Origin of the sequence: Neptunomonas phycophila (assembly GCF_001922575.1) — a bacterium.
Taxonomy (GTDB): domain Bacteria; phylum Pseudomonadota; class Gammaproteobacteria; order Pseudomonadales; family Balneatricaceae; genus Neptunomonas; species Neptunomonas phycophila.
In genome coordinates this window covers 2,079,152-2,098,548 of record NZ_MRCI01000001.1, presented here as the reverse complement: position 1 = coordinate 2,098,548, position 19,397 = coordinate 2,079,152, and the positions used below count along the sequence as shown (strand labels likewise).

22 protein-coding genes are annotated in these 19,397 nt (G+C 44.1%); 11 read left to right on the top strand and 11 right to left on the bottom strand.

Translation table 11 applies throughout. The annotated features are described in order from the left end of the window. Window positions 1-122: 122 nt before the first annotated feature. Together BS617_RS09495 and BS617_RS09490 are read right to left on the bottom strand one after the other, a co-directional pair. On the bottom strand, window positions 123-314 hold the full coding sequence (locus tag BS617_RS09495; protein ID WP_075172577.1) for a CsbD family protein: 192 nt from the start codon (window positions 312-314) through the stop codon (window positions 123-125). 59 nt (window positions 315-373) lie between these two features. After that, window positions 374-550, bottom strand: coding sequence for a DUF1328 domain-containing protein (locus BS617_RS09490; RefSeq protein WP_075172576.1), 177 nt, complete (start codon window positions 548-550; stop codon window positions 374-376). Between the two features lie 286 nt (window positions 551-836). Here BS617_RS09490 and BS617_RS09485 point away from each other — a divergent pair, with 286 nt between their 5' ends. Further along, window positions 837-1,394 (top strand): hypothetical protein, encoded by a 558-nt coding sequence (locus BS617_RS09485; protein WP_075172575.1) that lies wholly within the window; start codon window positions 837-839, stop codon window positions 1,392-1,394. Window positions 1,395-1,408: 14 nt separating this feature from the next. Here the strand turns inward: BS617_RS09485 and BS617_RS09480 are convergent, their stop codons facing one another. The 4 genes from BS617_RS09480 to BS617_RS09465 all read right to left on the bottom strand — a co-directional run bounded on the left by BS617_RS09480 (window position 1,409) and on the right by BS617_RS09465 (window position 6,399). After that, window positions 1,409-2,383 (bottom strand): helix-turn-helix domain-containing protein, encoded by a 975-nt coding sequence (locus BS617_RS09480; RefSeq protein WP_075172574.1) that lies wholly within the window; start codon window positions 2,381-2,383, stop codon window positions 1,409-1,411. A 238-nt stretch (window positions 2,384-2,621) separates the two neighbouring features. Further along, window positions 2,622-4,028: an ethanolamine permease gene (gene eat / locus BS617_RS09475; RefSeq protein ID WP_075172573.1), complete on the bottom strand. Its 1,407-nt coding sequence runs from the start codon at window positions 4,026-4,028 to the stop codon at window positions 2,622-2,624. A 72-nt stretch (window positions 4,029-4,100) separates the two neighbouring features. Next, a complete protein-coding gene (eutC, locus tag BS617_RS09470) occupies window positions 4,101-4,982 on the bottom strand; it encodes an ethanolamine ammonia-lyase subunit EutC (RefSeq protein ID WP_246283239.1) in 882 nt (293 codons plus the stop codon). Further along, window positions 4,975-6,399 (bottom strand): ethanolamine ammonia-lyase subunit EutB, encoded by a 1,425-nt coding sequence (locus BS617_RS09465; RefSeq protein ID WP_075172572.1) that lies wholly within the window; start codon window positions 6,397-6,399, stop codon window positions 4,975-4,977. The genes eutC and BS617_RS09465 overlap by 8 nt, the downstream gene beginning before the upstream one ends. Before the next feature lie 438 nt (window positions 6,400-6,837). On the opposite strand from BS617_RS09465, the gene BS617_RS09460 reads away from it, so the two are divergent. From BS617_RS09460 to BS617_RS09425, 8 genes are all read left to right on the top strand, one after another. Further along, window positions 6,838-8,580 (top strand): sugar phosphorylase, encoded by a 1,743-nt coding sequence (locus BS617_RS09460; protein ID WP_075172571.1) that lies wholly within the window; start codon window positions 6,838-6,840, stop codon window positions 8,578-8,580. 301 nt (window positions 8,581-8,881) lie between these two features. Beyond that, window positions 8,882-9,526 carry an SHOCT domain-containing protein gene (locus BS617_RS09455; RefSeq protein ID WP_212667422.1) on the top strand — a complete coding sequence of 215 codons (645 nt, stop codon included), beginning with the start codon at window positions 8,882-8,884 and terminating at the stop codon, window positions 9,524-9,526. 3 nt (window positions 9,527-9,529) lie between these two features. Next, the gene (locus BS617_RS09450; RefSeq protein WP_075172570.1) at window positions 9,530-10,000 is read left to right on the top strand and encodes a HEPN domain-containing protein; all 471 of its coding nucleotides are present in this window, start codon (window positions 9,530-9,532) and stop codon (window positions 9,998-10,000) included. A gap of 106 nt (window positions 10,001-10,106) precedes the next feature. Beyond that, window positions 10,107-10,670, top strand: a complete 564-nt coding sequence (locus tag BS617_RS09445) for a hypothetical protein (RefSeq protein WP_075172569.1) — start codon at window positions 10,107-10,109, stop codon at window positions 10,668-10,670. A 293-nt stretch (window positions 10,671-10,963) separates the two neighbouring features. Further along, window positions 10,964-11,407, top strand: coding sequence for a DUF6932 family protein (locus tag BS617_RS09440; RefSeq protein ID WP_083609985.1), 444 nt, complete (start codon window positions 10,964-10,966; stop codon window positions 11,405-11,407). Then, on the top strand, window positions 11,404-12,327 hold the full coding sequence (locus BS617_RS09435; protein ID WP_075172568.1) for a hypothetical protein: 924 nt from the start codon (window positions 11,404-11,406) through the stop codon (window positions 12,325-12,327). The genes BS617_RS09440 and BS617_RS09435 overlap by 4 nt, the downstream gene beginning before the upstream one ends. A gap of 141 nt (window positions 12,328-12,468) precedes the next feature. Beyond that, the gene (locus tag BS617_RS09430; protein WP_075172567.1) at window positions 12,469-12,666 is read left to right on the top strand and encodes a hypothetical protein; all 198 of its coding nucleotides are present in this window, start codon (window positions 12,469-12,471) and stop codon (window positions 12,664-12,666) included. 125 nt (window positions 12,667-12,791) lie between these two features. After that, window positions 12,792-13,322 carry a DUF3592 domain-containing protein gene (locus tag BS617_RS09425; RefSeq protein ID WP_075172566.1) on the top strand — a complete coding sequence of 177 codons (531 nt, stop codon included), beginning with the start codon at window positions 12,792-12,794 and terminating at the stop codon, window positions 13,320-13,322. A gap of 359 nt (window positions 13,323-13,681) precedes the next feature. Here the strand turns inward: BS617_RS09425 and BS617_RS18575 are convergent, their stop codons facing one another. Beyond that, window positions 13,682-13,984 (bottom strand): type II toxin-antitoxin system RelE/ParE family toxin, encoded by a 303-nt coding sequence (locus BS617_RS18575; protein WP_075172565.1) that lies wholly within the window; start codon window positions 13,982-13,984, stop codon window positions 13,682-13,684. Then, a complete protein-coding gene (locus tag BS617_RS09415) occupies window positions 13,981-14,223 on the bottom strand; it encodes a type II toxin-antitoxin system ParD family antitoxin (RefSeq protein ID WP_075172564.1) in 243 nt (80 codons plus the stop codon). Before BS617_RS09415 ends, BS617_RS18575 begins: the two co-directional genes overlap by 4 nt. A gap of 127 nt (window positions 14,224-14,350) precedes the next feature. Between BS617_RS09415 and BS617_RS09410 the strand changes: the two genes are divergently transcribed. Further along, window positions 14,351-14,962, top strand: coding sequence for a LysE family translocator (locus tag BS617_RS09410; RefSeq protein ID WP_075172563.1), 612 nt, complete (start codon window positions 14,351-14,353; stop codon window positions 14,960-14,962). A gap of 156 nt (window positions 14,963-15,118) precedes the next feature. Then, the gene (locus BS617_RS09405) at window positions 15,119-15,322 is read left to right on the top strand and encodes a hypothetical protein (RefSeq protein ID WP_075172562.1); all 204 of its coding nucleotides are present in this window, start codon (window positions 15,119-15,121) and stop codon (window positions 15,320-15,322) included. Window positions 15,323-15,541: 219 nt separating this feature from the next. Here BS617_RS09405 and BS617_RS09400 read toward each other — a convergent pair whose 3' ends face one another. The 3 genes from BS617_RS09400 to BS617_RS09390 all read right to left on the bottom strand — a co-directional run bounded on the left by BS617_RS09400 (window position 15,542) and on the right by BS617_RS09390 (window position 19,267). After that, the gene (locus BS617_RS09400; RefSeq protein WP_075172561.1) at window positions 15,542-15,802 is read right to left on the bottom strand and encodes a hypothetical protein; all 261 of its coding nucleotides are present in this window, start codon (window positions 15,800-15,802) and stop codon (window positions 15,542-15,544) included. A gap of 254 nt (window positions 15,803-16,056) precedes the next feature. Then, a complete protein-coding gene (locus tag BS617_RS09395) occupies window positions 16,057-18,255 on the bottom strand; it encodes an autotransporter-associated beta strand repeat-containing protein (RefSeq protein ID WP_075172560.1) in 2,199 nt (732 codons plus the stop codon). 316 nt (window positions 18,256-18,571) lie between these two features. Beyond that, window positions 18,572-19,267, bottom strand: coding sequence for a tellurite resistance TerB family protein (locus BS617_RS09390; RefSeq protein ID WP_075172559.1), 696 nt, complete (start codon window positions 19,265-19,267; stop codon window positions 18,572-18,574). Window positions 19,268-19,397: the final 130 nt, after the last annotated feature.

Below are 19,397 nucleotides of genomic sequence, written 5' to 3'. Positions count from 1 at the left end.
TACTACATGTGTTGCATGTAGTTTTTTCCGAGGGTTTTGCATTCTTTTCATGAATAGATTTTTAAAAATAGCGCATAAAAAAAGCACTCAGATGAGTGCTTTTAAGGGAGTGGGGCGCTTAATTACCGCGTTATTTTGTCCAGCTCTTTTTGTGCTTCGTCTCGTTCCATACCGTATTTTTCCTGCATGATTCCGAGGAACTTCTCAGTATTACCTTTGGCAACATCTATTTCATCATCGGTAAGTTTGCCCCATTTGGCTTTGATTTCACCTTTGGTTTGTTTCCATTTGCCTTCTAAAATATCAGTATTCATATCCTTCTCCTTAACATACCGAGTTAAATGTAATGGTGGTCTTATCTGCTCCCGTTAGCCTATACGCGGGGTGATCGACCTTTAATTAGGTGCATCACAATGGACACAACAAGTAGCACTAAAAAGATAAAGAACAATATTTGTGCAATCCCTGTTGCTGCGCCTGCAATTCCACCAAATCCTAAGGCAGCGGCGATAACTGCAACGATAAAAAATACTAATGCCCAACCTAACATGATCATTCTCCTAATCTGTTAATTGAGTAAGGTGTAGCGATACTTGTGCCAACTTATTTAAGTGGCTGATTTACATTGCTTAAATCAATTTTTTTGAGGGGTTAGCAACCTTCTTAGGCGTAGCCTTTAGGTACTTACAACAGGCTGGATTGAAAAAAGTACACGGCACAAAAAAGTGAGGTCCGGTGAGATGAAACGGTTTTATTAAAGCATTGGTTTATTAATTGCATGCAATTAGAGACACAAGTGACGAATAGCCCGGACCTTACTCTAAGAGGATTTTCGTATGCCGGTCGATAAGTTATCGAGCCCACTACAGAATGAAGTACCCACAGCGGACACCACAGCTGATGCTAAATCTATAAAGACTATACAAAACGCTTGGATGCCGTTATTTGAAAACTGTAAAGAGAAAAAGACAGGCACCTTATTTATAGCCACCAGTGAAAATAAAGCGGGGCAGGTTGTTATAAATTACGGCCGCCTTGTAGGAGTCGCTTACTCTGGTTTAGTGAATGAAAGCGCGATTGCTAAATTAAGCGAACTGGCACGCACTAGCGAGTTACGGTTTTCATTCTCAAGTAACTTACAGTACCCATTGTTGTATGTGCTTGATGAAGCCGAAGGTGATGCGCTGCTGGAATCGCTGGGTTTCATTGCGGAGGTTGAGCCTGAAGCTACCCCCGTGATTGATTACCCCACAGCTGAAGATGAAGAAAATAGCCAAGAAAATACAAAGCCTAAATCTGAACGCATATACCGTGGGCAAAGAGTATTAGAAGAAAGCCCGGTTCGCCCCAAAAGCCACTCGCGCCGGTATCGTGGCCAAGTGGTATCTGACTAATATTTGCAGGGTAATCACAGCAAAGGAGAGCGTAGTAGTGTGTCCGAGGGCTTTTCGCCAAAAAGTTCTCGGTAGTCTTTTGCGAACTGGCTTAAATGCCAAAAGCCCCAATAGCTTGCAATATTCGCTACAGATTGCTGGTCGCTAGAGGCTAAACTGAGTGCGCGTCTAACGCTGTTTAAACGGCTCATGCGCAAATAATGAACTGGGCTAATACCGATTATACTTTCAAAGCTGTACTGCAAAGTTCGACGGCTCACATTGGTGTGTTCACACAGTTCAGTAATGGTGACGGCTTTATCAGGAAGCTGTGCTAGATATTCTCGTACTTGGTCGACAACCAACTTGCGGCGGTGATAGCTGGGTGTGACCTGATCATTTGGGCTTTCTTTTTTCAAAATTTCTAACAATGCCATCATGACAATGTCATATTGTAATCGCGATTGATGTTCGTTTGTTTGCTGGCTGAGTAAACGGTTCAGTAAAAAGCGTAGCGCAGTGAGTGTTTTGTCTGGCACGCAGAGTCGGTCGTGATGCGTTAGGTGGGACCAATGGATATGCGTGTCTTGGATATCGGCCATTGTTTGTAAAGCGTGGTAACTAACAACCATGCCGAAAATACCAAAGTTATCCGGTGTCATTAATTCAAATTCACAGTTACCGGGTCGACACATAATATCGTTATGATTAAGCGCTAAGCCATTGATGCGGCTCTCTGACGTTGAATCAACCGGTAAACCGAGCCAAATACTATCCGGCCACACGTTGCACTTCTGATGTAAAGCTTGGTTGGTATGCTCATGGAATACTTGTAGGTTTCCTAACGGCAATTCACTTATCTTCCCGTAAAAGCTCCCACTGCCTATTTGATCGTACTCTTGTTGCCAATCGGTCAGATTGTGAGCATGTTCATCGGCATCCATCGCTTCTGCAATGGACAAAGGGATGCACTTTTGGGGTGCGATTTGCGCGTTTGGGTGATAAATCATGGTACAAACCTAGATGTTATAAAAACCAATCAATGGTTTTTTGTTTAAGTGATTGAAAGTTAAGTTATTTTTATTTTTTCTTTAATCAAATAGTTAAGACAAAACTAATAGGTTAATACGTGCAAAAAACATTCCTGTTGTTGGCTGTTACTAGCAAACGCCACTACTTTGCTTACCTAGACTATTCGGTCTTGCCTAAATAAACAAAGGTGGCGTTTTAAGGAGGGCTAATTAATAGTTACGCCGCGCTGAGATCACTTTCTGCTTGCGCTAGCATGTCGAACTCTTCTTCAGGTGTTTTAGCGACCAAATGGTTTTTGCTGTACAACAAGAAGTAAGCCGCACCGACGACAAAGAGTAATAAGGTGTAGTAAAAAGCACGAGGATCAAATGCGTACACGCCGGTAAGTGCCACTAAAGAAAGCACCAAAGCAATGCTCGATGTAAAGATACCGCCAGGCGTTTTATAAGGGCGTGGCATATCTGGTTGCTTTATGCGCAGCATGATGTGGCTCAGGGCCATCAGTGCATACGAAACTGTCGCACCAACAACAGCCATCGCTAAGATGAGGTCGCCTTCGCCGGTCAGTGATACTAAAAAGCCAAAAACACCAGGGATGATTAACGCTCGCGCGGGTACTTTACGCTCACTGGTTAGCGATAAGCTCTTAGGTAAATAACCCGCACGTGATAGCGCGAAAACAAGACGGCTGTAGCCGTATATAATCGAGAAGAAAGACGCAATTAAACCCGCTAAGCCTAAAACGTTAACCAAGGTCGCTAGCGTTGGGTTACCTGTAGCGTTTAAGGCATCTACCAAAGGCACAGCGCTTTTCCCCATCGCATCGGCTCCGGCTGCACCGGCCAGTAAAAACACCACTAATACAGCAGTGAATACCAAAAAGATCATGGCGCCGATAATGCCTTTAGGCACGTCACGGGCTGGGTCTTTTGCCTCTTCTGCAGCCAAGGGAACACCTTCAACCGCCAAGAATAACCACATGCCAAACGGGAGCGCTGCCCATACACCATACCAGCCCATCGGCATAAACTCGCTAGCACCTGCCGCATCGGTGGGTGCAATATCAAATAAACGTGATGTATCAAAATCACCAATTAATGCGATAGCCGTCGCAATAATGGCAAACACAGCCAGTCCGCTGATTACCATCATGACTTTTAAGGCCTCACCAACACCGGCTAAATGAATACCGATAAAGACAAGATAGAACATGGCATAAACCCAAGGTCCATTAATGCCCAAGAGCTCTTCGGTGGCTGACCCAATAAAGATAACAATGGCAGCAGGCGCTAAGGCGTATTCAATTAGTACTGCTAACCCCGTCAAGTAACCGCCGGTTGGTCCCATGGCTTGGCGAGCAAAGCTGTAACCACCGCCAGCGGCTGGAATAGCTGCCGACATTTCGGCCAATGCCAGTACTAATGTGAAGTACATTACCCCCATTAATAAAGCCGCGATGGCAAAGCCACCCCATCCGGCTTCGGCGATGCCAAAGTTCCAACCCGCAAAATCACCGGAAATAACGTATGAAACGCCTAGCCCTGCAAGTAGCATCCAACCAGCTGTGCCGCGTTTGAGCTGGCGCTTGGCTAGATAGGCTTGGTCTAACGAATGTTCAGACATAGTAAGTCCTCTTCTGATAGTAAAACCTTCACGTCTGTGCGCGAATGCTTAGTGAGTGGTAACCGCTATGGGTCAGTTTTTTGATATAAGAAAGTTGTTATTTGTGTTGTGGTGCTCAATAACCGATTCGTCGGTTCGGTCTTTTAGGTTAACGCCCGACAATTTTCGCGTGCGTGCTTCATTGAGCAGATACATAGCCTTGCGGCTTGCTTCTGGGTAGTTAAGCCCGGCGCGGCGTATGTTTGAAATACAATTGCGGTATGCATCCGTCAGCCCTGATTTAGGCGACCAAGTCAGGTACAGCCCAAGACTGTCCGGTGAACTCAAACCGGGGCGTTCACCGACCAGCACTAACACGCACTTTGCATTAAGTAGCTCACCCACGGGGTCACCAATGGCGACACGCCCTTGTTCCACAACACAAATAGGCGCAAGTTTCCAAGGTGCTTCTTGGTTGGTGGGCTGAGTCAGAGCGGGGATGAGTTCATCCAAAAATGGCAGAATATTTTCTTCAATAGCAAAGGCGGATAAACCATCAACCACCACGATAGCGAGGTCATAATCATCATTCTGTTGCTGTGCATGCTCGATGAGTCGAGCTCTAGAGGCCTCATCAAGTAAGCGTCCAAAGTCGGGGCGCTGCAGATACATAGCTCGGTCATCGGCTTTACTGTGTAGCCGAATCGGTTTTTCGACAGGGCACCAACGACAGGCCGTTAGTTTGCTGATGAGCGATTCCGTTTCTAAGGGGGTGTGTACAGCGTCTTGAGCACGCGCATGAGCTAATTGAAACGCCAGTAAATGCTTGGTGGGGACGCTAATCCCTGATCGTCCCAAACCAATGCGCGCATCGGTAAAATCTTTGAGGCGCTCCCATGGGTTTTCGTGAACAGGGTTGGTCGGTTCGGCGTCGTTATAATCTGGCATTGGGTGAGTGGGGGAGACCTTATCCATGGTTCCCCCCAATTAAGCGCTGCAACGGTGTTTTAAAGGCGGGTGGCAAATACGAATTAAGCGAGAACTGATTACCTTGCTTGAAAATCTCCATCTTTTTCAGCCATGCATCAAACTCCGGTGCGGGCTTTAGGCCCAGTGCTCGGCGGGCATACAGTGCATCATGGAAAGAGGTGGTTTGGTAGTTCAGCATGATGTCGTCTGAACCAGGAATGCCCATCACAAATGTGCAACCTGCTACGCCCAACAGTGTCAGCAAGTTATCCATATCATTTTGATCGGCTTCGGCATGGTTGGTGTAACACACATCGCAGCCCATCGGTAAGCCGAGCAATTTGGCGCAAAAGTGATCTTCTAGCCCGGCGCGCGTAATCTCTTTGCCATCATATAAATACTCCGGCCCAATAAAGCCCACCACGGTATTAATTAAAAGCGGGTTAAACTTACGGGCGACAGCATAGGCGCGAGTTTCGCAGGTTTGTTGATCCAAATTATGGTGCGCATTAGCCGATAGCGCACTGCCTTGGCCTGTCTCAAAATACATAACATTGTTACCCACGGTACCGCGCTTGAGTGACAACGCTGCTTCTTGAGCTTCGGCTAAATTCGCTAAATTAAAACCAAAACTGTCGTTTGTGGCTTGGGTGCCGCCAATGGATTGGAACACCAAATCAACGGGCGCACCTTGCTCGATGCACTCAATGGTATTGGTGACATGAGTTAACACACATGATTGGGTGGGGATCTCGTAATGTTGAATCACCTCGTCCATCATTTTAATTAAACGGGTGGCTTGAGCGACATTGTCAGTGGCTGGGTTGATACCAATCACCGCATCACCATTAGCGTACAGCAAACCATCTAACATGCTGGCAGCAATGCCGGTTAAATCATCCGTTGGATGGTTAGGTTGTAAACGTGTTGATAAATGCCCAGGCAGACCAATCGTGTTGCGAAACGCCGTTTTTACGTGGCATTTTTTGGCCACAATGATTAGATCTTGATTACGCATGATCTTGCTAACAGCCGCCGCCATTTCAGGCGTTACACCGGCGCGGATCTGGGTTAGCACATCGGGGCTGGCAATGTCGCTTAACAGCCAATCACGAAAACCGCCAACGGTTAAATGGGAAATGGGTGCAAAGGCTTGTTTGTCGTGGTCATCCATAATCAGACGGGTAATTTCGTCTGCTTCATAGGGAATCAATGCGTCATTTAAAAAGTGGCTTAACGGTAAGTCAGCCAATGTCATTTGGGCGATGGCGCGCTCTTCGGCGGATTCGGCCGCCACTCCGGCTAACCGGTCACCAGAGCGGGCCGGAGTCGCTTTCGCCATCAATTCAGCCAAGTCCTTAAAGCCGAACGTTCGGGCTCCTAAGGTGTGCTTAAATTGAAAATCGGCGTGTGTGGCACTCATAGATCAAGTCTCGTTTAGCAGTAACGTATTCTTTAAATACTCTAAGGAAGTCGGCAATGAGAGGGTTATCAAATTTTGGCAAAACCTGATAACTGCTTGTAAAACAGTGGCTTGTGATTGTTATTGGATTTTATTGACGGCTTTTAACTGATCCAGTGTTGATACTTAGGGCGTAATTTTCACCTTAACGAAAGGCTTTGCCCTGATTCGGCGCACAGCTTCAGTGCGTGTTGATAATGTCGACTTGCTCGTCATGTGGATTATCACAATGCACTGTTTTAGTGCTAAAGCTGGTGGGCAAACGAGCAATTGCGTAGAGTAAAAGAGGCAAAGTTGGTCTAATTGCCTTTTTTATAGCCATAACCGAATGAATTAATGGCTTTTTTAGTTGGTCTGATCTTTGCTGTAATTGACTAAACGACGCATAAGGAAGCGAATATGACCGTACTTGGACAGACTGCTGAACAAAAAATACGTACCCGTTTAGCCTATCTGTATGGCGAAGATCAAGCTGACTCGCTACTCACCGAATTAGAAGCGCGCATAGCACCTTACAAAGCGCAGTTAACCAAAACTGGATTTAAGCCAAAATGGGATCAAGAAGATGTTGTCCTCATTACTTATGGCGACAGCATTACTAGTAAAGACAACGGTGCTGAACTGGCTAACCTAAAAGTCTTTGTCGATAAGTGGCTAAAGCACACATTTAGCGTGTTGCACTTGCTCCCCATCTTTCCTTATACCTCGGACGATGGTTTCTCAGTAGCCGATTATCGCGCCATCCGTACCGATCTAGGCACATGGGAAGATGTTAACGCCCTCAGTGAAAACTTTGAGCTCATGTTTGATTTTGTACTCAACCACTGCTCACGCGTGAGTTTGTACTTTGCCGACTTTAGGGGGAACCGCGATCCGTACAAAGACTTCTTTATCTACGAAGACCACACCAAAGATTGGAGCCAAGTGGTACGTCCACGAAGCACGCCGCTGTTAACCGAGATACCCACACATGACGGCCTTCGCCATGTATGGACGACGTTCAGTGCCGACCAAGTGGATTTAAACTACAAAAACCCCAATGTACTGTTGGAAATGATCGACATTCTGCTGTTTTATGTCGCCAAGGGCTCACGTATTACACGGCTAGATGCGATTGCCTTTTTATGGAAAGAAGTCGGCACCAGTTGCCTACATCTGCCGCAAACCCACGAAGTGGTTAAGCTGATGCGCGATATTTTGGATGATATGTGCCCAGAAGCCATCCTGCTCACCGAAACTAACGTCCCGCACGAAGAGAACATTAGCTACTTTGGTCACGGTGACGAAGCGCACATGGTGTACCAATTTAGTTTGCCGCCGCTCTTGCTGTACTCCATTCACAGCGGTAACACGCAATACTTATATGATTGGCTAAAACACCTCACGCCACCGCCAGAAGGGTGCACCTATTTTAACTTTACCGCCTCACATGACGGTATTGGTGTGCGTCCGTTAGAAGGCTTGTTACCTAAAGAAGAAATGAAGCAACTCATGGACGACATGCGCTCGCGTGGCGCCTATGTATCCACGCGTCGTAATACCGATGGCAAAGACGTCCCGTACGAGATTAACGTGACCTTCTTCGACGCCTTCCGAAACCCCGGCCACCAATCGGCACCGTGGCAAGCGGCGCGTTACCTGCTATCGCAAACCTTCGCACTCTGCTTACGCGGTGTGCCAGGCATCTACATCCATTCATTGTTAGGCACACCTAACGACCACAAGCGTGTAGAAGTCACCGGCTCCACCCGCGCCATCAACCGCCACCAATGGGACATGGACGAGCTAGAAGCGCTACTCGAAGTACACGAAAGCAGCACCTATATCCTAATGCGCGAATACCAACGCCGCATTCGCATCCGCCGCGCACAACCCGCATTCCACCCAGACGCTGAACAATTAGTATTGGATATGGAAGAAGGCTTAATGGGTATCATGCGCGTCGCTGCCAGCGGCCAAAAAATCATCGCACTGTACAACTTCACTAAAACCTTCCGCAGCGTGAACGAAAACACGCTAAAAGCGTTACTCGGCAGTGATGTAACCCAATGGCAAGACTTACTCCACAACCAAGCCTTGCAGCATGAAGACGGCTGCTTAAAAGTTAAACCGTATGCGTGCCATTGGATAAGCGTGGTTTGATAATATGTGCTGTGGATAACATTGACTAAAACATGACTGTTTATACAGTGTATTTTTTGTGTATCTATAAACGTGCGCGTTTTATCCTAACGCGTGCGCACTTTTACACTGGACAAGGCGAAAAAAGCATCCATAATCAAGTAGCTACCGTTATCAACAGGGAATATAACGCGCACAACCAAGAATGATAATGCGCATGCGCGTTCACAGGGAACCGTACTTTTTGAATAACTCCACTTGTGTAATATTAAACAATACGTTAAGTGTGATTCCTGATTTTAGAGTCAGGGTGTAAACGCGCATGCGCATGAATAAAACTGTTATATTTCAAAAGGAGAGTTTGGTGACAAATCAACCATTAACGAGCGGTGATCACAGCAAGATTGTGATATTCATTCTGCTTTTTTTACCTTCCATATTTTTTGGTGTTGGTGTAATACCAGCAATTTTCCTGATTTTTGGAATTTTCATGATGAAGAAAAATGAAGATTTCAATCATATTGAAACGGCTGTAAAGGTTTTTAGGGGGTACACATTTTTAGCATTGTTAATCTGTGGTGGATTTTCTATATATTTTGGCTTTCTGCATATAACTACCGAGTACACTGAAGATATGTATTCGTGGGAAAAATATGATGATGAGTTTTACGAATCCCTTTTTGCCACTTCGGTCCCAATACTGTACTTGGTGTTTATATCCCAACTATTTTTTAAACCTTTGAGCCAGCATAATGAGTGGGTAGAGACTAATGGGATATTTTCAACAAAACCTAAATCTGAGAAGAATCAAAGCATTCAGTCAGAGGTAGACATAATTAAAGGAGAAAAATTAAAGCAATACTCTGTAGCTGATGAACTAACAAAGTGGGCGAAGCTCAAAGAAGATGGCCACATCTCTGAAGAGGAGTTTAACGAAGCCAGAACCAAGCTCTTAAAGAGAAATTAAAGTATGGATCCATATCAAGCTCAATTTGATACTCGGCAGGAAACTCCTGCATATTGGCATAACAAGTCACACGACCTCTTAATTTCAGCTCGTATCTTGTGGAAGGCAATGCAAGAAAATAAGAGTTTGGAGGTTAATTGCTGGGCAACTTATAAAATGCTCATGGGGATGTCTTTTGAGCTTCTGTTTAAAGCACACTGTGTCGGAGCGGATGTAACCTTCAGTTCTACTCATGATTTAGTGGCCTTAGCCCATACAGCAAACTTACCTACATCAAAAGATGAAAAACAAATACTTAGAGTTTTGTCCGAATATGTCATTTGGGACGGGCGATACCCAACACCAAAGAAGCCTGAACACCTAAAAGACCACTGGAAGTGTCAAGCTAAATTACTAGATGATAAACTGGATTTAGAAAACCTAATGCCGGTTTGGCGGCGTTTTTCTGATTCATTTATGGCGCAGTACAATTGAAATATAACAAGTTGCTGCACTCGGAAAAATTACTCGCTGCACTCCTAATTTTCCGGTGAGCTAGGCGTTATATAGAGTTGCGAACCAGTCACTAAAGGAGTGGTTATTGGAATTTAAATCTACCGTAGATGGAGCTGTTAGCTTACTTTTGCTTGCTGCCTATTTAGTTCATTTTTATGTGTCCTATAGTCGGCATGGAGAACTGCTTGCTGTTGATGATGCGACGGAACGGCGAAATAGTCTACCCTATGGCACAACGTGGGTTTTTCTCCTGACCACCATAGGATTACCACTGTTCTGCTCACTATGTGCAAGCTGGGTAATGAGCCCCGTTGTTGTTCCTGAAGGTTTCAAGGTATATGAAGTTCTGCCAGCACCTTTTTATAATTTGGCAATATCTGTATTTGTGCTCATGATTACTATTGAAATCGGTTATTTGTACAACGGCGCAGCATCAAGCTGGCGGCCCTATATAATTGCTGCACTAATACTTGACCTGATGGCGTTATTAACTTTTTTGGTTGTTGTGGAGCCGCCTGTTTTAGAACCGAATAACAGCAATGCTGTTTTAGCTATTATTTTATTTCTAGTAGTAAGCATTGGTTCACTTTGTTCAAGCTGTGGCACAATTTATTTCGCCAAAATTCATTCTGTAATAGATAGACATTAAACATCGAGGTTGCCTTGGATAAGAACACAGAGGTGAGCATTAGTTCTTTGAAGAAAGAGATCAAAGAAATGAAAGAAATGCTCGTTAAGCAAAACGTTCAAAATAAGAGGCTTATGATGCTGTCTTTTCTGAATGTCTATTTTGTTTTGGCAGCTTTGGTCTTTATAACAATGTTTAAATAGCCGTATAACAAAGCCGTTAACGTATAGCCCAACTACGTTGGGCTCGGACCTTCGCTGCTACGCAGCTTCGGCCCGTTACGGCGGCGTTAACTCTCAAAGGAAGTATCGAGCATGGAAGAAAAGCCACTATTAGATCCGGGGCTGCATGATTTTGAATTGAGTGAAATTGGAAATCATTTCTTGCAGGATTTTCCTAGCTCAGAAACAAGAAAACCTCTGATTGATGGGCTAAATTCTTTTGTGGATCATTTGTCAGAAATCGGCGTTCCTATTGAATTATGGATAGATGGATCTTTTACCACGAACAAAATCAATCCAAACGATATTGATCTAGTCATTTTTTCACCTGCAGCTATCCTTAATGCGTTATCTCCAGAAAAACAGAAGCAGTTTCAAGTATTAACGGATAGAGCTACAGTTAAAAATAACTTCGGATGTGACGTACTATTTTGCCCATCAGAAGATAAAGATATGCGTAGTTACTGGCGTGGTTGGTATGGATTCGATAGGTATGAACGAGCTAAAGGTATTGCTCGTGTTATGGTGGCCTCATGAGTGACGAGCTAAGAAAAAAAGCATCACAAGCTAAAGGGCTTCATGACCTCGCAAAAGCAAAAAGCGTGTCGGGTGATTTTGCCTATACATTAGCTGCAAGATCCCTTGAAAGCCACATGGATGAACTGTCTCAAATTGAACTTACTTCGGAAACAAGCCCCGCGTTTGAAATGCTTGATTTCCGCATTATGGCGCCTCACCTGAAAACAGGCAGCGCCCCTCTTGATTTGGTTGCAAAGCTTTCTGAGGAAGTAAGAAAGACCATTGGATATGCGGCACTTCGCCTGATGCAAGGAGGTATAAACCGTAAGCGAGTTCCCAAAGACTTATATTCTGAGTTAGACCTCCGCCTTGCAGGGCTTCTCCCAGGCTCATCAAGGTTTATTATTTCCGCCGCAGCAAACAGAGATTTACTTGACGATGGTCTCAGCAAAGGAGCCATAGAGCGTGTATTCATGGTTCTTTCTTCATTGGGGCGGGGAGAAGAGTTCTTATCTTCCATAAATGTTTTAGGTCCTTCAAGTGCAAAAAGCCTGCGTGAGTTTTTGAAGCTTATAAGGTCGCATTCTGCCGAGGCTGAGTTTACTTGGAAGTATTCAGGCGACGAAGTACTACGATGGAATGGAAATAAAGAAGCATTAGAAGCTATTACTTCAGCTCTTGAAGTCACGGAAATCATAGAGCAAGAAAAAGTTATTCTTCACGGAAAAATAGAACTTTTAAGTAAAAGAGAGCGAATCGAACTTAGGGTAGATGAAAGTACGCTTATTAAAATTTTGTACCCTAAAAGCGTTCTGTCAATGGTTAGCGAGCTTCATTTAGAGCAAGAAGTAACATTGTATTGTCAGGTCACAGAAACTGAAAACCCACTAACAAATGAATCTTCCATATTTTATGAGCTATTGGAGATCAGGAGTTAACAAATCAAGCAAGAAGGACGCCGTAACCGGCGCCTCTTCTTGAGGCGTTAGGTGAATAAGGAGTTCCACATGAATTTAAAGCAAGCATCAATTAATGGTATCCAAGATGAAAGGCAGGCAACTATTCGAACTGTTAGTTGAATGAAGCAAGTGATGGGTACATTCATTACTTCTAGTCCAACTGCTGGCTTGCAACTTATGGATTCAAAGGAAACACTTTTTACTGGTATTTTGTATGATGGCGGCAAAGAAACAAACCTTACATTCCCAGTTGTAGTAACTAATATTTCAAATAATGTGGTTACTTTCAAAGGAACAGGAAATCCGTATTCATCATAAAATTCACCTAAAAACGCATTAACCACTCGCTTCATTCGTTATTATAGCCAATAATTATTTGCCTCTGAATGATGCGTTATAAGCCATAATCAGATGTTTATCATTGTTCAAATTTGGATATTAATATGAAGAGGAAAACTCAAAAAGACAATACTAAATTGACTAGGTTTATTTTATATTTCTTTCTTATAGCTATGTTGTTTTTCATTTATTTGATGTCAAAAAATTTTACAAAATCAATATCCGGTAACATTAAATCTATTAGCTGGGTTCAAGTAGATGCAGATCTGTTGAATGCTTCTATTAAAATAACTCAAGGTTCAACTAACTCCTCAAGTCGAACCAAATACACTTATTACGCCCCTCAGGTTTCTTATAAATATAATTTTAATGATACAAGCTGTATTGGCAGAAAAGTGGCATGGATAGAAGGTGGAGATGACAGTAAACTGAGAAATTTAGCTTACGGTTTCGTATATAACTTTGAACATAACATACCCATCAAAGTTTTTATAAACCCTGAACAGCCTTGTGAATCTATAGTCGATAGGACTATACACTGGTCAAAGTTAACGACTATGGGGATTATATTAATTATTACAACACTTTTTGCTAGCGGTATTGTTTACTTATTAGTTAAAACCTCAAAAAAGTAGCTTTCGGGCATATAACAAGTTACTTAAAAGGACGCAAAACGCTTGGCTTGTGCTCCTTCGTCGCTAATTTTAGCTAAGCATTTATGTGCCAATTAGTAAGGCGTTGAGGCTGTTGGATTACTCCCACACCCCTCGACCTACCGCCAAAATCTCAGTTAAACTATTCCAAACAAACTTTACCCCGCTAGGTGCAACGGATGGCACGATTCAAACACTACGATTACGAGCAAACTAAGATGATCCCGCTGCGTTTTGCGGATCAGATACCCTCTAAAACATAGGTAGCAGGCATTAATAGTTAACAAGGAGGGCTGTGGGGTGAAGTATTATTGTCTTAAATGTCTAATCCGACAGTCTCGTTATGAGTCACTAAGCCTTGAAGCTACGTCCATATTTTTATGTAATATTCGTATTATTTCTATGGTTCTATTTGGTACTACTTTGTAGAAAATTATGTGACTTCCTTGAGGGAATTTATGGTACCCAAACTTAATAAAGTCACAGTTTTTCCCCATTGAGGGAGAGCCAGCCAGCATATGAAAAGCTTCATCAAACTGCTTAATGTAAATGTTACGGTGTGCTCGTCCCCAGTGATTTTCTGTAAATTTAGCGATAGCCTTCAAATCGCTTTTGGCTCGCTGGGTTAGAGTAAATGCACTCATTGGCCGCTTTCGTCATCAAGTTCTGCTATAAAGCTGTCATAACTATATTCCGTTGTCCCACTTTCTTCGCCGTCAGTAAGCATTTGACGCAGTGCGGAAAGCTTACTTTCGCTATCTTCAAGTGCTCTCAATCCAGCGCGGATAACTTCGCTTGCAGAGCTATAGCGACCACTCTCTATCTGGTTTGCAATGAAGCCATCAAAGTAATCACCAAGGGTTATGCTCGTGTTTTTGGCCATTTTTCACCTTCAGAATACCAATTTATACCTAATTTTGGTATAAGTCCCTTAACAAGTCAATTAACTACGCGCCCTCGTCATCGAACGGAGCGCCGGTCGTTGAAGCATCAAATCTATAGGAGGGTGTATGGAAAATTATCTAATATATGTAGGTGTTGCAATTGCTACCATTCTCTTGCCTGGGCCTGCTGTAATGCTAACTTTAAATAATTCTATTCAAAGGGGAATATTAAAATCATTAGCCGGAATTCTTGGCATTGCTTTAGCAATTTTGTTAGTAGCGATTATTTCTGCCACAAGTTTAGGTATCGTATTAGCCAGTTCAGCTATTGCTTTTAATATAATTAAAATTGTTGGAGCTGCTTACCTTATTTATCTAGGCATAAAAATGTTCCGTAGTGAGGCTGCTAATAATAATCTCTTTAAAAAGCAAGAAGGATCATTTTTTAAATGTTTCATGGAAGGTTTTTTGGTTTCGGTCTCAAACCCAAAAGCCGTTATCTTCTTTATGTCAATATTTCCTCAATTTATCGATTTGACTCAGGAATATACACCACAGTTCATTTTATTGGCTGTTACGTTTAGTTTTTTAGTAATTGTTATTCATACCATTTATGCTGTTTCCGCGTCTTTTGCTAAATCAAAGCTTTCGTCTCAGAAAGGTAGCTCTCTGCTAAATAAAATAAGCGGCGGTGTTTTTGTTAGTTTTGGTGTTGGCTTAGCAGCGTCAAGTAAATAGATATAATAAAAATATTCAAATAGAAAAGCACTTGCTGGGCTTCGCCCAAAGCACTCGCGTTTTCTTTTTAGCATAACGTTGTAACTACAGAATGAGCATTTCAGTATTTTGTTATTTAGCCTTTTGGGGCTGTGAAATAGGAATTGAGGTCAATATATGGAAAACGCTAAGGCCGATGCGGCTCTTTATCTTTTAACAGGTCTTCTTCAGCGTCTAAATGCTGAGCGTCCAGGCATGCTTAAGGAAATGATCGCGGGCGTGGAGGGTGATCGGGCTGCACTGCCAGACAACATAGAGAACAGGGAGCATGTGGAGAAGATTTTTGATGAGGCACTGGAATTGCTAGCCCGTGCAAACTAAGTTGATTCCGCTGCGCTTTGCTGATCATCGAGCTGACGGTTTTAAATACATTATAGAAGTCTCTCCACCCCTAAAAAACCATGCTAATCCCCGAATACTAGTAGTGATACATTTCAACAGATATGTATTCTGAATAATTGGTACGAGTAATAACATGATTGTCAGAACGTATTCGTTGTTAACTAGTTTATAACCTTTAACTAGTGCTGGCTGATTATCTTAACCTTTCCTAAATGCTCGAATAGCAATCCAAACCAGTAAAGTAAAAATAGATACCATAACGAAAGATAGAATAAGCATATAAAAAACAGTCGCGCCCTCGGCAGACGTTTTATCGCCTATAAGCCCAAAGAGCCAAGTACCAACCCATTCAGGGAATTCTGGGAATGAGTCTAGGTTACGGCTCCATACTAATGCATAAGCAACCGTACCAATGATTAGCCATAAGGGGAGTAGAAAACACTTTTTTATAATATTCATTAAATTGATTTAGTTACTCTAAGTCACGCTAATATGTGTAATAGCGATGGAAAGTTCATTTTAAAATTTTTTACCATCTGAAATCTATGAAGGTACAGTCCAGAACGCGACATTAACGTTGCTATAGACTAAAAGGATTTTAGTATGAGTAGAATTTTGCTGAGTAATTAATCGTTAAGCTCTCAGGGGGGGAGGTTGAGTAAGAAATATCAGAGCCGAGTTTCCCCCAGCTCTGATCGGTCTACTATTTCAGATTATTCCACTGTGGCTACTATGCTGTTGTCGTTGTAAGTCAGGTTGATTGTGACTTGGTCTGCATCAACATTAGCAAACTCACCACCAATGTTACTGGCTGTTAGCAGCGTGTATTCTGTACCTGCAGTTGGTGCCTGGTTGAACGTGAGTACCAGCGTGGCACCGTCGATATAGGCGGTTTCAGCAACGTTTACCTGAGTGCTGTCCGCATCCATTTCTATCGATAATGTGCCAGCGCTTTCTACCATTAGGTCTGTTACTTCCAGTGCGCCTTGCGCATCGACTTTCACATCACCTTCTGAAACGTAGACTGTTCCTGTCCCAAACGCGGTTGTTGATTGTGCGCTAAGCACGCCTGCTTCAACAATGGTGCCGCCGCTGTAGCTGTTATCACCCGAGAGCATAAGGGTACCCGTACCTCGTTTCGTGAGTTTGCCGGCTCCTGTGATGTCATTACCCCAGTTATCTAATGCGTTAAAACCTTCTTCAGCGGCGTTCATGTATACATTAACATCGCCGTCAAATGATCCGTAACCGTCACCAGCAACGGCTAAGTTGATTCGACCCCACCCGTTGGATGCGTCTAGCAGCGGATAACCGGATTCGATCTCGGTGCTAGCGAGTACCGCACGACGTTGCTGATCGGATAGATAAGGAAAGCGAGAGGCGATTAGGGCTTCAGCTCCTTCAGGTACGATAGGGGCTAGTGTCGTGTCACCGGTCTGAGGAAAGCCGTAGGTCATGCGTTCCGTATGGAGTGCTTTTGCGTCTGCTTTGTCAGCAAACCAGTTGTTATTAAAGACATTAAGCGTTAATTCGTCACCGTCACGGAAGCTTCCTTGAGTTACTTCGCGGTTTGAGTAATCGTACAAGCTCATCCCTGCATCTGAAGCTTTAGCTCCAAAATAGTTTACAAAGTTAGCGCGTGCCGCTGCCGCTTCTTCTGGGCGGTTATTGAGCGCCCACGACGCGACAATAAGGGCTTGTATACGACCGCCCATGACATCAGCAGGGGAGTGCATTCCCGCTACGATGCGGTTTTCACCTAGCTGTGAGCCACGTAAAACGTGTTGGATAAAACGCTCTGGGTTGGCGTAAGCGTAGGCGGTTGCTGCCAGAATACCCGCATTGGTATGGCCAGAAGGGTAGCCATTATCTTTACGACGGTTTTCGGTTGTTTCGGTATATAGCAGATCGGCTTCGTGGCTGCTTGAGTGAGCGCGGCGGCCACAGTCTAAACCGGGTACAACGCTGACATTGGTTTCGTATTTATCGATGCGGTATTCCTTCACTTCGCGTGTGGATGATGAGCCGTCGATACAGTTGAGCGTTTGTACGCTTTGGAAGTTCGTTTCACCCTTGCTGTTCATGCGCCATGGGCGTGGCGTGCCAAAAATATACTTGGGGCCACTGGTTGATGCATACGAGTCACGGAAGACTTGAGCCAACTTGACTACATCACCGAGTGGGGTATCCGTTTGGCCACCGTAAGTAGAGTAGCTGTCATTGTCGCCTTTGGCGTAACCGGTAGCATTAATGCCATCGCCTGCGTCGAGTACGTCTGTAAGGTAAATGGGTGCAGCCGATTCGGCAAAGGCACCAGAGTTGTTCGCGTAGTCTTCGGTTAATGGACCAAAGCCATCAATGGTGCTGTAGCTTTTAGAACGGTAGTCGTCGACAAAAGCCCACAGAGCTTGGTCATCGGTACGTTCTCTGGTCACGTCTTCAACGTATTTAATGTTCGCTTCCCAAGAGGCGGCATCGACGATTTCAGTCCCTTCTGTTACATAGTCACTTGGCTGGCCGTTGGCTGCATTGTGTGGGTTGGGGCCGTCACCTGCCTTGTAGCCGTTATCTTCATCAGTGTAACTACCGGCTGTGGTTTGCCATTGTTCGGTGGTGCCTTTCCAAATGTCGTTAATCCCTGCCAGTGCTGTGAGTAGCGGGTTGTTATCACGATAGAAGCGGCCATCACCATCATTTAAAGGAAGGTTCTGATTTGTTGGTAATGGGTATTGGACAACGGGCAATTCGATGTCGGCTTCGTAGCCTAAACCTGTCGGCATTGTTGGCTTTGAGGCTGCTTTATTACTATTGCTGTCATTATCGTTGATGCAAGCAGTAAGCATCATGGCACTGACGGTTACCACGGTGGTGTACTGAAGGGCTTGCTTCGCACGTTTATAATCGGTTTTCATAGTTACCTTCTGATGAGATATGTGATCATGCCTTTATCAATCAAGCCATATAAAGAACATCAAATGCCCTAACGGGGTAGCACGACCTGGGTTGTTTACGTGTAATTCGAGGGCGGGTACTTTGTCAGGTTGGCGTTACGGGAGCGTTACGGGGATCTTACGATTAGTTTTCAGATATGAAACAACTGCTTACACTTGGTTACGTTGTTATGAAAAAGGCGGGAAGCGGAAGGTGTATATTTGAGTGCTTGAAGGGAGTGCAAGTTGCTAATGCCACTCCCTAACCGATGTTGCAAACTATTTATTACACCACTTATTACACCACCGTTTCACTCAGCGTAGAGTGAATATGGTCTACCAATTCTTCTTCCAAATCTAAGCGTGCGGCTAGCATTGAAAGGTAGGCTTTTTCAGCGGGGGAGTCGATCTCTATGGCCATAATGGAAGCGACATAGACTTCAACGGCTTGCTCTTTGGTTGCAGCAGCGGCTACTAAGCTATCGATGTCCAATGGGCGGTTGAGTTGGTCGAATAAAAATGCTTTTTGGTCGTTATCCAGACCCAGCTCTTCGATTTTAGCGAAGATAGCTTGGTGCTCGGCGCTGTCTATGTGCCCATCCGCTTTGGCTGCGGCAATCATGGCGCTGACTAAGGTAGCGCAAAAGTTATCGCTCTCGCTTTGGTCTTCGATTCGAAAACCTGAATGCATAGGTGGCTCAGGGATAGCCTCGGGCTCTACAGGGGAGGCAGAACCCATTTGCTTGTTTTGTTGATAACCGGTGTACGCTTTATAAGCAAGACCAGCAACGAGTGCCATACCGCCGTATGTGGCCGCTTTCTTGGCTATTTTTTTACCCTTTTTAGAGCCTAGTAAATACCCAGCTAAGCCACCTGCGGCAGCTCCGCTCGCTAGGCTTCCTGAGTTTTTAGCGAGGTAATCTTTGCCTTTTTGTATTTTATCGTTGCTATTAGCACCTAAAAATTGGTTTAGCAGCGCTTGTGCATCAAACATTGGGTTGCTCCTTATGGTGGACTAATAACAATAGTCTTCTTGTAACCTGATATTAATGACATTTTTTTAAATAAAAAATTCAAGAGTGCTATAAAAACAACCGCGTTTCGTGCTGGCACTAGCACCGAGA

Coding starts and splice junctions, on each gene's coding strand:
- BS617_RS09390 (WP_075172559.1), bottom strand. CDS start 19,267: ATGTTTGATGCACAAGCGCTGCTAAACCAATTTTTAGGTGCTAATAGC.
- eat (WP_075172573.1), bottom strand. CDS start 4,028: ATGTCTGAACATTCGTTAGACCAAGCCTATCTAGCCAAGCGCCAGCTC.
- BS617_RS09425 (WP_075172566.1), top strand. CDS start 12,792: ATGAAGAGGAAAACTCAAAAAGACAATACTAAATTGACTAGGTTTATT.
- BS617_RS18575 (WP_075172565.1), bottom strand. CDS start 13,984: ATGAGTGCATTTACTCTAACCCAGCGAGCCAAAAGCGATTTGAAGGCT.
- BS617_RS09450 (WP_075172570.1), top strand. CDS start 9,530: ATGGATCCATATCAAGCTCAATTTGATACTCGGCAGGAAACTCCTGCA.
- BS617_RS09415 (WP_075172564.1), bottom strand. CDS start 14,223: ATGGCCAAAAACACGAGCATAACCCTTGGTGATTACTTTGATGGCTTC.
- BS617_RS09490 (WP_075172576.1), bottom strand. CDS start 550: ATGTTAGGTTGGGCATTAGTATTTTTTATCGTTGCAGTTATCGCCGCT.
- BS617_RS09430 (WP_075172567.1), top strand. CDS start 12,469: ATGAAGCAAGTGATGGGTACATTCATTACTTCTAGTCCAACTGCTGGC.
- BS617_RS09395 (WP_075172560.1), bottom strand. CDS start 18,255: ATGAAAACCGATTATAAACGTGCGAAGCAAGCCCTTCAGTACACCACC.
- BS617_RS09480 (WP_075172574.1), bottom strand. CDS start 2,383: ATGATTTATCACCCAAACGCGCAAATCGCACCCCAAAAGTGCATCCCT.
- eutC (WP_246283239.1), bottom strand. CDS start 4,982: ATGGATAAGGTCTCCCCCACTCACCCAATGCCAGATTATAACGACGCC.
- BS617_RS09410 (WP_075172563.1), top strand. CDS start 14,351: ATGGAAAATTATCTAATATATGTAGGTGTTGCAATTGCTACCATTCTC.
- BS617_RS09435 (WP_075172568.1), top strand. CDS start 11,404: ATGAGTGACGAGCTAAGAAAAAAAGCATCACAAGCTAAAGGGCTTCAT.
- BS617_RS09460 (WP_075172571.1), top strand. CDS start 6,838: ATGACCGTACTTGGACAGACTGCTGAACAAAAAATACGTACCCGTTTA.
- BS617_RS09440 (WP_083609985.1), top strand. CDS start 10,964: ATGGAAGAAAAGCCACTATTAGATCCGGGGCTGCATGATTTTGAATTG.
- BS617_RS09495 (WP_075172577.1), bottom strand. CDS start 314: ATGAATACTGATATTTTAGAAGGCAAATGGAAACAAACCAAAGGTGAA.
- BS617_RS09465 (WP_075172572.1), bottom strand. CDS start 6,399: ATGAGTGCCACACACGCCGATTTTCAATTTAAGCACACCTTAGGAGCC.
- BS617_RS09485 (WP_075172575.1), top strand. CDS start 837: ATGCCGGTCGATAAGTTATCGAGCCCACTACAGAATGAAGTACCCACA.
- BS617_RS09405 (WP_075172562.1), top strand. CDS start 15,119: ATGGAAAACGCTAAGGCCGATGCGGCTCTTTATCTTTTAACAGGTCTT.
- BS617_RS09455 (WP_212667422.1), top strand. CDS start 8,882: ATGCGCATGAATAAAACTGTTATATTTCAAAAGGAGAGTTTGGTGACA.
- BS617_RS09400 (WP_075172561.1), bottom strand. CDS start 15,802: ATGAATATTATAAAAAAGTGTTTTCTACTCCCCTTATGGCTAATCATT.